The sequence below is a fragment of the Bdellovibrionota bacterium genome, from assembly GCA_040386775.1.
In the GTDB taxonomy this organism is placed as follows: Bacteria; Bdellovibrionota; Bdellovibrionia; order Bdellovibrionales; family JAEYZS01; genus JAEYZS01.
In genome coordinates this window covers 30,182-42,318 of the sequence record JAZKEU010000006.1, presented here as the reverse complement: position 1 = coordinate 42,318, position 12,137 = coordinate 30,182, and the positions used below count along the sequence as shown (strand labels likewise).

13 protein-coding genes are annotated in these 12,137 nt (G+C 38.8%); 11 read left to right on the top strand and 2 right to left on the bottom strand.

What is annotated here, in order from left to right; genetic code table 11:
* Positions 1 to 17 precede the first annotated feature (17 nt).
* The 3 genes from V4596_02100 (at position 18) to rfbA (ending at position 1,712) form a co-directional block, all read left to right on the top strand.
* Positions 18 to 518 (top strand): hypothetical protein, encoded by a 501-nt coding sequence (locus tag V4596_02100; protein ID MES2767912.1) that lies wholly within the window; start codon positions 18 to 20, stop codon positions 516 to 518.
* Between the two features lie 16 nt (positions 519 to 534).
* A complete protein-coding gene (locus V4596_02095) occupies positions 535 to 732 on the top strand; it encodes a hypothetical protein (GenBank protein MES2767911.1) in 198 nt (65 codons plus the stop codon).
* A 107-nt stretch (positions 733 to 839) separates the two neighbouring features.
* On the top strand, positions 840 to 1,712 hold the full coding sequence (gene rfbA / locus V4596_02090; protein ID MES2767910.1) for a glucose-1-phosphate thymidylyltransferase RfbA: 873 nt from the start codon (positions 840 to 842) through the stop codon (positions 1,710 to 1,712).
* A 10-nt stretch (positions 1,713 to 1,722) separates the two neighbouring features.
* Here rfbA and V4596_02085 read toward each other — a convergent pair whose 3' ends face one another.
* Positions 1,723 to 2,529, bottom strand: a complete 807-nt coding sequence (locus V4596_02085) for a hypothetical protein (GenBank protein MES2767909.1) — start codon at positions 2,527 to 2,529, stop codon at positions 1,723 to 1,725.
* 85 nt (positions 2,530 to 2,614) lie between these two features.
* Here V4596_02085 and V4596_02080 point away from each other — a divergent pair, with 85 nt between their 5' ends.
* Positions 2,615 to 3,586 carry a glycosyltransferase family 2 protein gene (locus V4596_02080; GenBank protein MES2767908.1) on the top strand — a complete coding sequence of 324 codons (972 nt, stop codon included), beginning with the start codon at positions 2,615 to 2,617 and terminating at the stop codon, positions 3,584 to 3,586.
* On the opposite strand, the gene V4596_02075 is transcribed toward V4596_02080, so the two are convergent.
* Entirely contained in the window at positions 3,583 to 4,365 is a 783-nt protein-coding gene (locus V4596_02075; GenBank protein ID MES2767907.1) for a lysophospholipid acyltransferase family protein, read from the bottom strand. The genes V4596_02080 and V4596_02075 overlap by 4 nt on opposite strands.
* 42 nt (positions 4,366 to 4,407) lie before the next feature.
* On the opposite strand from V4596_02075, the gene glpK reads away from it, so the two are divergent.
* From glpK to V4596_02040, 7 genes are all read left to right on the top strand, one after another.
* Positions 4,408 to 5,889, top strand: coding sequence for a glycerol kinase GlpK (glpK, locus tag V4596_02070; protein MES2767906.1), 1,482 nt, complete (start codon positions 4,408 to 4,410; stop codon positions 5,887 to 5,889).
* 14 nt (positions 5,890 to 5,903) lie between these two features.
* Entirely contained in the window at positions 5,904 to 6,431 is a 528-nt protein-coding gene (locus V4596_02065) for a hypothetical protein (GenBank protein MES2767905.1), read from the top strand.
* Positions 6,432 to 6,480: 49 nt separating this feature from the next.
* Positions 6,481 to 6,879 (top strand): hypothetical protein, encoded by a 399-nt coding sequence (locus V4596_02060; GenBank protein MES2767904.1) that lies wholly within the window; start codon positions 6,481 to 6,483, stop codon positions 6,877 to 6,879.
* A 35-nt stretch (positions 6,880 to 6,914) separates the two neighbouring features.
* Positions 6,915 to 7,370: a hypothetical protein gene (locus V4596_02055; GenBank protein ID MES2767903.1), complete on the top strand. Its 456-nt coding sequence runs from the start codon at positions 6,915 to 6,917 to the stop codon at positions 7,368 to 7,370.
* A 421-nt stretch (positions 7,371 to 7,791) separates the two neighbouring features.
* Positions 7,792 to 10,305, top strand: a complete 2,514-nt coding sequence (locus V4596_02050; GenBank protein MES2767902.1) for a transglycosylase SLT domain-containing protein — start codon at positions 7,792 to 7,794, stop codon at positions 10,303 to 10,305.
* 102 nt (positions 10,306 to 10,407) lie between these two features.
* The gene (locus V4596_02045) at positions 10,408 to 11,370 is read left to right on the top strand and encodes a hypothetical protein (GenBank protein MES2767901.1); all 963 of its coding nucleotides are present in this window, start codon (positions 10,408 to 10,410) and stop codon (positions 11,368 to 11,370) included.
* Positions 11,367 to 11,945: a hypothetical protein gene (locus V4596_02040; protein ID MES2767900.1), complete on the top strand. Its 579-nt coding sequence runs from the start codon at positions 11,367 to 11,369 to the stop codon at positions 11,943 to 11,945. The genes V4596_02045 and V4596_02040 overlap by 4 nt, the downstream gene beginning before the upstream one ends.
* Positions 11,946 to 12,137: the final 192 nt, after the last annotated feature.

Genomic DNA, 12,137 nt, shown 5'->3' with positions numbered 1-12,137 from the left:
TCAATGAGGGGGCAACTTTGGGGAACACATCATTAGAAGGATTTTCAGAAGGACATTTTTTGGCGGAAAATTATTCGCTAGAAAATGCTACGACCAGAATTCTACAGTCTAAGTTTTTTAGTCCAACATTTAATACTGCAATTTTTGATGGGCCATTGAGAGTTTACTTTTCTCAAGCTCAGGAGCCGGAAGCACTAAAGGTTTACTTCTCACTTCAGTCTAAGGTCTTTCAAGAAAAGTCAGGCCAAGAAAAATCCGATCAAGAACAGCAAGCTGAAAAACCTCTAGAGCAATTAGATGAGAGCGTCTCACACATTCGTGACAGTCTACCTAAGAACTCCACGCTCTTTGTTATGATTTATCCAAATAAAGAATCATTCCAACAATCCTTTGATCAGGATCGTGACTTTGCTGTGGCCAAGATGGAGCAAGATTGCGTGATTGGGGTACAAGGACCAATTTCTGATAAAACTCGCGACGACATTATTGATTACGTAAAACAATCATTCAAAAAATAAGAGAGAAGACATTCCATTGAGATTCAAGCGTCAGGGCGGACAAGTTATTATCGAATATATTTTGCTTATGGTGATCGTCGTGGGCATTGCTGCTGCTATCCTTAAAGGCGTGATTCATCGAGATAAATCTGAAGCAGGATTTCTTATTCAGGCTTGGAGCGATTTGGTTCAAACCATTGGTAATGATTGTGTCGATAATTGTGACGGTCAGTAATTAGGATAAATAGTCTGAATTTTTAATAATCCAACGCATTATCTACTTTAAAGCATGAAATTTCTGAAAGTTTTTGGTTTATATGAAGCTTTATTTAAGGAGCACTTATGAAAGGCATTATTTTGGCAGGTGGTAGTGGGACGCGTTTGTATCCAGCCACGCTTGCTATTTCAAAGCAACTTTTGCCCGTGTACGATAAGCCTACAATTTATTATCCACTTTCAACTCTCATGCTCGCCGGCATTAAAGATATTTTGATCATTAGCACTCCAAGAGATATTCCTCTCATTCAAAGTTTATTACAAGATGGTAGCCAATTTGGAATTTCGATCAGCTATGAAGTTCAAGCAAAGCCCGAAGGTATCGCGCAGGCTTTTATTATTGCGGAAAAATTCATTAACAATTCACCATCATGCTTAATTCTTGGGGATAATATCTTCTACGGACACGATATGCCGATTCAAGTTGAGAAGGCTTATCAGGTGACCGATGGGGCTATTGTTTTTGGTTATCAAGTGAGTGATCCAGAAAGATACGGCGTTGTGGATTTTGATAAATCAGGAAAAGTTTTGAGCATCGAAGAAAAACCTCAAAATCCAAAATCCAACTGGGCGGTCACGGGATTGTATTTCTATGATAAGACAGTTTGCCAAAGAGCGAGAAATTTAAAACCTTCAAAAAGAGGAGAGCTTGAAATCACAGATTTAAACCGTGGTTACTTAGATGATCAAAAACTAAAAGTAGAACTTTTTGGTCGTGGGATTGCTTGGTTGGACACAGGAACTTGTGAATCTCTTTTGAGTTCTTCGCAGTTTGTTCAAACGATTGAAGAAAGGCAGGGTCTAAAAATCGCATGTCTTGAAGAAATCGCATTGCTCAGAGGTTTTATCAATAAAGAACAATTTGTGAAGATTGCTGAGGGCTATCCATCATCTAAGTATGGCCTTTACTTAAAGCAGTATGCGAAAAGAATGTTTTAAGATTTGTGTCTTAAGCGAAAAGTTGTGGATAATTTTTTTTATTTTTTAAAAGATACTCAGGCAGAATCGATTCATCTTTTAATATTGAATTTGTCACCTCAGGATTGAAAAGATCTCCGCCTTTATTGATGATTTCTTGGATTCTGTCTTTAGATTTGAATTCATCGTAATTGAACTCAGTGTGAGCAAACGATTCTAACTTTGTAATGATTTTATCCACTCCACCCATATAAGTAAAATGCCAACCAGAATATGGAAGTCTAAGGGCATCCATATTCTTACTATCTCTCTTCATTCTCACCTTGTTGAGAGTTTCTACATTTTTAAACTTTGTCATCACAGTGCCGTTCCAAAGATCAAATTCTTTGGTTTTTTTGCTTGTAGAAATCATATTTACGTAAAACATAAACATGTATTGATCGAAGACGATGTCCCCATCGTGGTGAGCGTGCTTTTTTACTAATTCGGGATTAGGAATTTCATCTAGATCAGAAACAATGATCATGTCGTCGGGCTTACATTGCTTTAAACCCTTCATAATTTGTTCTCTTTGGTTTTTTTCATAGTGCCAAGATCTGATCTTGGGACGTCCTGAATTCCAAAACGTAGGGTATGTATCAACGATGATGTGGTCGATTTTATGCAAAAAAGGCTTAAAGCGCTCTTTATTTTGTTCAAAAAATAAAGGTTTTTCTTTTTTCTGGTGAGTTCTTGTCGCTTCAGAAATCACAAAGCGGTCGACCACAGGATTAAGGATATTCAGTCTTAATTCTAAGAGATCAAGCTCATTAAAGAATGAAAAACAGTCATAAATCATGGCCTGATATTAGTCGAAAAAACCAAATAAACAATTTAAATTTTCTTATTCTAAAATGCAGCATTTTTAGCATATACTCAGATCCATGCAAAAATCTATCTCTGTGGTCATACCCAATTATAACGGAACGGCTTTGTTAAAAGATAATTTACCAAGCGTTTATCAAGCTTTGAAGAAGCTAGGTTCAACAGATTACGAAGTCATCGTGGCCGATGATGCATCTAAGGATGATTCCGTAGATTTTCTCGAAAAGAATTATCCTGAAATTGTTATAGTGAAAAATGCAAAGAACTTGGGCTTTTCTGGAAACATCAACTCCGGTCTTAAAGTGGCAACCAAAGATTTAGTCTTGGCTCTCAATAGTGATGTTAAGTTGACGGAAGATTATTTCATTCATCAGATGAAATATTTTAATGATGCAGAAGTTTTTGGAGTGATGACCACCATCGTGGATCCGCGCTCACAACAGGTCGTCGATTCAGCAAAGTATGCTAAGCAATCATTTTTTGGAGTAATTAAGTCCACTTTGAATGCTCAAAGTGGCGATAAAAATCTTCCAAGCTTTTTTCTCTCTGGAGCGAATGCGCTGATTGATAGAAAAAAATTAGAAAAAATTGATTACTTCAATGAGCTCTTTTCTCCTTTTTATGGAGAAGATGTGGATTTAGGAATGCGAGCTTGGAGAATGGGCTGGACTTGTATTTATGAGCCCAAGTCCATTTGCTATCATGAAGCTTCATCGACCATTCAATCTTCTCATAAGAAAAATACCATCAGGAATATTTCTCGCAGAAATAAATTCACTTTTCATGATCTCCACCTGGATTCATGCAAAAGATTTCTATTTTTCTCAAAAGTAGCATTGGATCTTTTTGTTCGTTGGCTTGTGTTTGATTTTAATTACTATAAATCTTTTAGCGAATACCTTCAGAAAAAAGGTCGCATCAATAATTATAAAAAAATGTTTGGCGATTTAAATCCTAAATATAAAACACAAGATGCTTTGCAGAGAATAGAATCTGAATTCAAAAAGTCTAAAATAACATTTTTGAATTAATAAATCTTATCGACAAAAACGTAATCTCTTTTGGCTAACTCTTTATTGAGTTCTTCTTGCATACGATCTTGAATATCGCTCGCAATCTCGTGAACTAGGTCTGTGTCATTGGCAGCTTCTGGTTTAAACGGGAGATGAATAGGCTCTAAGAATTTAATTTTCCACTTGGCGGGAAGCGGAATAATATTTAAAGGCAATGGCAGGGCGCTGCCGATCAAATATTTTGTGAACTTCAATTGCTTGAGATTGATATGGGTTTCTTCGGCGCCAATGATCAGCACTGGAATAATGGGACTCTGAGTTTGTAAAGCCATTCTCACAAATCCTCTTCTAAACTCTTGAAGACGATAACGATGTTTTGTCGCCTTAAAATTTCCTTTTTCACCTTCTGGAAATAGAACTACCAGGTTGTTCCGGCCCAAGAGGTCTAAACCATTTTTTGTAGTTGCTTCAAAAAAACCTAGTTTGTGTGCAGGAATCGAGGTTTTTTCGGTGATGAACCACAGGCGATGGGTGAGAACTCTGGGAATACGCTTAGCACGGTGAGAGATCTCATGTCCCAAAAGTAGTGCATCAAAACCTGAGTATCCGGAATGGTTGGGGATAAGTAGTGCTCTTCCTTTTTTAGGGATGTGCTCTAAACCTTCAATCTCTAAGCGGAGATATTTTCTAATCAACTCCATCAAAAATTTTGGCATGACTCGGTATAGAAGAGTCTCCTTCGGAAGATCTTTTAGTTCCAGAAGCTTTTCTTTTGATTTTTTAAACAAGTTACTCATACAATTTTACTGCTTCTTTATATTAATGTCCTAGGAGTAATCATGGCATACATTCTATCCATCGATCAAGGCACAACCGGAACAACGGTGAGTCTAGTGAACTCATTGGGTGAAATCGCGTTCTCTGCCAATCAAGATTTTGAACAGATTTACCCACAACCTGGCTGGGTAGAGCATAAACCTTCTGACATTTGGGGCACCGTGGAATCTTGCACCAAAGAAGTTCTAGTAAAGTCTAGGATTCCGACCAGTGAAATCAAGGGCATTGGGATCACAAACCAGCGCGAAACTGTGATCGTATGGGATAGAAAAACTTCTCAACCTGTATACAACGCCATTGTTTGGCAGTGTCGCAGGACTACAGAGTTTTGCAAAAAGCTAATAAAGTATAAAACTAAAATTAAATCCAAGACAGGTTTAGTAATAGATCCTTATTTTTCTGCATCTAAGATCAGATGGATCATCGACAATAACAATTCACTAAAACCAAAAATCAAAAAGAAAGAATTGGCAGCAGGAACTATCGATACATTTTTAATTTGGAATTTGTCCGGCGGTAAAGCCCATGTAACAGATGCAAGTAATGCATCTCGAACTCAGCTTATGAATATCAGGCAAGGAAAATGGGATAAAGATCTTTTGAAAATATTTGGCGTGGATGCAAGTCTTCTTCCAGATATCAGAGAATCCAGTGGAATTTTGGCTCATACCAAGGGCCTAGGATTCTTGCCCGATGGAATTCCCGTTTCGGGCGTGGCCGGAGACCAACAGGCTGCACTTTTTGGGCAAGTTTGTTTTGGTATCGGTGAAGCGAAATGTACTTTTGGTACAGGGAGCTTTATGCTTATGAACACGGGAAATAAAATGGTGCTTTCAAAATCAGGCCTATTGACCACGGTGGCTTGGAAGCTCGGAAAAAATTTAACCTATGCGCTTGAAGGTTCCGTATTTGTTTGCGGAGCAAGTGTTCAATGGCTGAGAGATAACTTGAAGTTCATAGAGAAAAGTTCGGAAGTGGAAGAGCTTGCAAAACAAGTGGACGATACGGGAGGCGTAGAATTTGTTCCCGCACTGACGGGTCTTGGTGCTCCTTACTGGGATCCAGAAGCTCGGGGGTTAATTTGCGGCCTTACGCGAGGGACGACAAGAGCACACATTGCCAGGGCCACGCTAGAGGCCATGGCGCTGCAGAATTCGGATGTGTTGATTGCCATGCAAAAAGATCTTAAGAAAAAATTAAAAAAATTAAAAGTAGATGGTGGAGCTGCGGAAAATAATCTTTTGATGCAAATTCAATCAGATTATTTGAATGTAGAAACTATCAGACCTTCCAATGTCGAAACCACATCCTTGGGTGCGGCTTATCTCGCAGGGCTTGGTGTGGGTCTATGGAAAGATATGGAAGAAATCCAACAGATCTGGAAAGAAGACAAAAAATTTACACCAAAAATAAAAGACAAAGACAGAAAAGAAAGATTTAAAAAGTGGCACCGGGCTATTAGCAGGACCATTGAAAGAACTTAGTGTAAGGAGCGATTATGAAAATATTTTTAGTTATGCTATTGCTTTTCACAGCAGTAGGAATGAATGCAAAAGCGGGCGATCTAGATGCGTTTATTGGTTATAGCTTTGCAGATGAATTGGATCAAGACGGTGGTGATTCAGAAACGGAAGCGGCATTTTTACTCGGCGTAAGATACAAAGATCAATTGCAGAGAGGTTTTGGTTGGAATGTGGGGTTTGGCCTTGATACGATCAGAGATATCAAGAGTAGTAATGCTGAGTTTGGATTCTTCTTGCTCGAAGGTAACGCCACTTTGCACATTGATCAGATCAAAGCACTTTATATTTTTGCAGGTTTAAATTATCCAATGATTGTTTATGAAGACAAAAATATGGGTGATATGGATCCAGTATTTGGTGTGCAATTTGGTACCGGATTTAACTTCACGCCAGTTTGCGGAGCAGAGCTAGCTTTTAGAACAGTGAATTTTGAAATCGGCACAGCAGATTCGAATCTTTGGGGCTTTGCTGTTAGAGGTTTCTATACTTTTGCTGGTTTTTAGATTGATAACGGCTATTTAAATGCTACTATCAGAGTCTAGAGAGGTTTTTATGATTAAAATTTATCAGGCTCTGACCCTGATTATACTTTTGAATTTATTTTTCAATGAGCTAGCCCATGCTCAATCTCAAACCTCTGCTCAATCTCAAACCTCTGCTCAATTGTCTGTAAATATCAGAAATATTTCTTTGTTTAAAAATGAAATTCAACTCGACTTTGATAGCAAAGCTAAAATTAAAGTGGGCAGTAAATTCACAGCGCAAACATCTGTTAAACACAAATGCCTTTTGATTGTTAAGAAAATCATTAAAGATCTAGCTTATGCTGATGCAACTCAATGTCCGGGCTATGCAACTCTAAAAAAAGGTCAAGCAGTCATGGTTTCTGCTGACGATGAAGTGAACGAAGAAATACGAGTGGCAACACCAGCCAAGAGCGAAGACACTTAAACGCCCATATTTGGGACAGGGAGAGAAATTCTAAAATGCAAAGATTTGGAAGTTTCTTTTTTGTAGGTCTTTTTCTAATATTCATGTTCATTGCTCGTATGAAAGAGCATCTCAACTGTGAAGCGAAGGATGTAACCAGTATCACTTGCGTGAGAACGCAGGATAGAATTTTCTTTATCAACAAGAAAACTCACGAAGTTAAAGATCTCAATTCTATCGAACTCATCAAAAGAAAAATTGGCAATAAACACAATATCATCTTCATGGATGAAAATGGTAAGCGGGTTGTACTTTTGAGTGTTCCTGAAAAAGGAACAGAGTATGCAGAAGAGATCATTCAAAAATTAAAAACTCTTCCTCAAGCCGAAGTGAAAGCCATCGAATATACAAGAAACGAAATGCATTCACAGCTTTTACTCCTGGCAGTAGCAGGACTTGTGGTTCTCGTCAGTGTAGTTTATCTATTCAAAAAAAAGAAACCTGTTCATTAAGATTCTAATTCTGATATTTTCGTGCTCATTCTATTGGCAGAATCTTCGGTAGAAATATTTTTTTCGATTAACCGTTTTGCTTCTATGGATGTAGGTCCATCGTTATCAGTAATAGTCCAACCTCTACGATCGTCCTGCTTTACAACAGTCTCTTCTTGAAGCGAATTCCATTCTCCGCAGTCATTACAACGACCTTGCCACTTTGGACTTTGCGCCCCACAGCTTTGACATACGAAAATACTCTGGATTTACTTTTTGACGTCGTTTTTGCCATAACCTTGAGTTATCCTTAGAGATAGGTCAGAGTCCATAAACATTTTTATGTGTCTCACAATATATTGAAGCATAATTGACAATCGACCGAAAAATAATACGCTACTGATCTACATCATGGTTTAATTTAAAGAGGGATTTAGGGGTAATGAGGGGAATAAAGTTAACGCCATTAGCAATAATCGGCGCTATTATTTTTTTAGTGAGCAGTAACACGCTTGCAAGTCGTGATTGGGATGATACGGAACTCGGATCTAAAGAATCTCTCACGTTCGCACTCAAAAACATCCAGAATAATAAAAAACAACCTGCAGGTGATGATAAAGCACAGATCCTTCTTTTCACTCAAGGTGTTCTCAGTTACCACCAAGGTAAGTATGACGACGCCATCGCAAATCTTCTCAATAGTGTTAAGGCAAATAATTTCTTACTCGAAGATTACGCACATTATTTCATTGGGCTTTCGTATTCTAAGCAGCAAAAATTCTCTGAGGCTTATAAAGAGTTCAATCTTGTTTCGTCTTCAAAGCAAACTTCCCCTAGGCAATACAGCGCGCTCTTTAGAATGGGTGAAATCGCCGTTGAGCAAAAAAATTATCGTGCAGCAGACCAACACTTCAGACTGCTAGAGAGGAAAGTTAGAAATACCGAAAAATATCCCTTCGTTCTTTGGAATTTAGCAAAAGTAAATATCCAACAAAAAAATATCTTTCAAGCGTGTAAGCACGTCAGAAAGCTCTATGCAAAGTACCCAGCTCACGAGCTGACTATAGAGTGGGGGCTTGATCTTAAAAATGCAACCGTAGATGGTTTGAAGCCAGGCTGCTTGGCATCGCTCAATGAACAAAAGCAAAGAATCAGAAATCTTCAGTATGCTGGTGATTCGGAGAGAGCAAAAAAAGAAATCAGATCTCTTTACGAAAAAACAAATGACCTCACAAAATATTATGTAGATGTGATCTACGCAAGATTTTTGACCGACGATGGAGATGTGGACGAGGCGCTCAAAATCCTTCTTCCATACCATGAGGAGAGAAAAGGCGATATCGCGTACCTGATGCTTTTAGCAAAGGCTGCGGCCCGCAAGAATGACAGCGCCCTTGCGATCTCTGCGTATCTCAAGGCTCATCAAATGAAACCTAAATCCTCCGTGGGAAGAGAAGCTCTCTTTCAAGCAGCTTTCGTCAGTTACCTGAGTCAAGACTATGATGGTGCGCTTGCCCGATTTGATACGTACAGAAAAAAATACGGTGGGAAAAACGGTGCGGCTGCTTCTTGGTACATCGCTTGGGTTAAATACTTAAAAGGTGATTACAAAGGTGCCTACGTAATGCTGGATCAATTTTCAAAACAAAGATTCTCACGCAAAATGAGAAATTTAGCTTTTGATACAGCTAGAATCACTTACTGGAAAAATATATGCTTATTAAAAATGGGCCAAGTTGCAGTGGCAAGAAAAGCTCTAGAGAAAATTGCAGAAGATCCATCCGTGAGCTATTACGCTTTGGCGGCAAAGGCGAGGTTGGCAAATCTTCAACCACTTGATCTAAGTAGAAAGATGGCCAGTTCGGACAAAAAGATTCAGCCAGTGAATTTATCTCCACTCTCTCTGATATCACCGACTTTGCTTGCGGGTTCTCCGGCTATAGGATCACAAACTCCTTCGCTTGAGACGGATGAAGAGATTTTAGCTGACGTGAAAGAAGAAGGCATCTCTGAATCAGCAGAAGATGGAGAAGAGACCTCCGAAACTACGGAAGAAAAAGAAGAAGAAAGCGATACAGTTGTAGAAGCTCCGCCGGAAGCTCCCGTCGAAGCTACCGAAGAGGGCGATAATATTTTTTCAACTCTAAAAGATCCAAGGCTTCTTGCGATTTTCCAGAGGGCAGAAACTCTACGAGCTTTGGGTTTTGATGAATGGTCGAACAAGGAATTGCAATTCCTAGAGGCCAGAACGAGAAATAAAACTTACCTCCAAACTCTAATTGAGAAGTATGAAATCGGAAATACATTCTCAAGATCTGCCTATATTGCAGAAGTTTATTATGAAAATGAAAGAAGAAAAGGCTTAAATGCATCAAATCCTGGTTGGAAAAAAGCCTTTCCGCAAGCTTACGAAAAATTTGTGACAAAGTCCGCAGAACAGTTTGGAATCTCTGAATCTCTTATTTGGGGAATCATGAGAACAGAAAGCTTCTTTAGGCCCCAGGTGAAATCCAGTGTGGGAGCAATGGGACTTATGCAAGTGATGCCTCTTACCGCTTCTAAAATGGCAGAGATGATGGAGATGGATGCTTTTAAAACTTCACAGTTGTTTGATCCAGACGTCAATGTGAGGGTAGGGGCAAAATACCTTCAGCGGTTATCAAAAATGTTTGATGGCCATTTACCGCTGGTCGCCGCAGGATACAATGCTGGCCCACACAGAGTTCACGCGTGGGTAAAAAACTTTGGAAATCTTCCTCTAGATGAATTTATCGAGCATATTCCTTACAGCCAAACTCGTGGTTATGCGAAAAAAGTTTTAAGAAGTTATTATGTTTATGGGTCGGTATATTATCCCGAAGAAATCAAAAAGAAATCTATTCAATGGCTGGCTCAACCAGCCAATGTCACTCTCAATGGCCCAATTCCTACGAAGGAAACTTGGGAACCTCTTTAGGTAATAAAACTGAAGATTAAAGACTAGTCTAGGAATTAACTATTTCTTAATCTTGGCTTAACCAGGTCTTAACAAATCCTAAACATATCCGAAAATCTTAATATGGGATTAAATAAATTTACAACTTTGGGTTTGGTGTTTTGTATAACGGTAATTGTGATTTCTTGTGCTAAAAATCCAGGATTCAATCACGCGGCCTTAGGTTTGAATGGTTATAAGATATTGGTAGTAAATTCCAATACGACAGCGCCAGTTTCTTACACAGTCACAATGTATGATGAGAATGGAAGCTTTCTGGGTGTTGTTGTAGATTACACAAACATCGGTGCTCCAATTCGCGGTATAGCTATATTAGATATTTTTAACTTTGTAGTTTCTTTAGAAAGCGTAGATCGCCTTGATAAAGTGAATGTGTTCGGAGAAAGATCATTATTTGCATCGGATACAAACTTTAATGGAGTGATCTTTGATGTGGAAAAAGCTCCAGATGGAAGTTTTTTTGTTATCGAAGGAAATACTATTGAGCGTTTTGATAAAAACGGAGTTCGATATAATTCTAGTGCAACTCCTTACATAAATACAACAACGACAGGATTGGCCACGTGTACGCTCAATACTCCAAGAAAATTAGCAATTTTATCTAATGGAAATCTTGCGGTAACAAATACCGGAAATGACATAGTGAACGTGTACAATATCTCTGGTACAACAGCGACTTGTGTTTCGATAAATAATGGTTCGGGAGCTTTTGATCCTGTAGCGATGTTGACCCACTCGGATGGCAACACATACGTTGCAACCAATCTTACAGCAAACAGTAGAGTATTGAGATTCACTGGTGCTGTAACTGGAGCTGCGGCAGTTGTTTGGAATACTAACCTATCAATCATCTCAACACCTACTGCAATGGCGGAGATGCCAGATGGAACTATCTTAGTTGCCAGTGATGGAACGGACACTATCGAGAGAATCAGTACTTCAGGACAAGTTGTAACGACAAGCTCATTCATTAGAAATGCATACACTGGCAGTGTTACGGATATAGTTGTTGTTGGTGGCGAATGAAATTACTAAGTCTTTTCGTTATTCTTTTTTTGAGTTTAGAATCGAGAGCGCAATCTAGTGATATCAGCAGTATGTTTGAGGCACAAATGGGTTACGGATTTGCAATCATTAAAAATCCAACCGACGCAGAATATTCAGGAATTGCTTTGCGCGGTCTCTATGGATACTCTATCTACAATGGAGAAGCGAGTAATCTCCTGATCACGGCAAATTACAAGTTCAGTGTGATGGACAATACTTCAAATGATTCAACTCAGACCCAAGAAGCAACATTTTATGGACCTGGTGTTGGATTTATGTATAGAGCTGCACCGCTGACTTTCGGAGTGGATTATAACTTCATGAAAGTGAATCACAAATCTCAAGGTACTTTTACGACGGAATCTAAACAAAGTTTTAAGACAATCAGTGCTTACGTTGAATACTCTTCAAGTTTTGATACGGCGGAGTTGGGATTCACTCTTTTGGGTGAATATGGAACCATTGAAAAGAGCGAAACAGGGATGAATCAGGATCAAAAATTCCAGAACCTTGCAGCTTTTTTGCACTTTAAATACTACTTCGGGCTTTTCTAAGAATAAGTATCTGATTCTAGGATATAAAATCTATCTCAGATAAACAGCGTCACTTTGTCCAAAATCTATCAGGCATAGACTTTGCCTATATTCTATTTAGCCATATCGGGCATTGGTTTTAAGGGTCACTATGACACTGCACCTTTAGAGTGATGTCATTCTTGACTCTAAGGCTCTTGACTCATTAGGTTA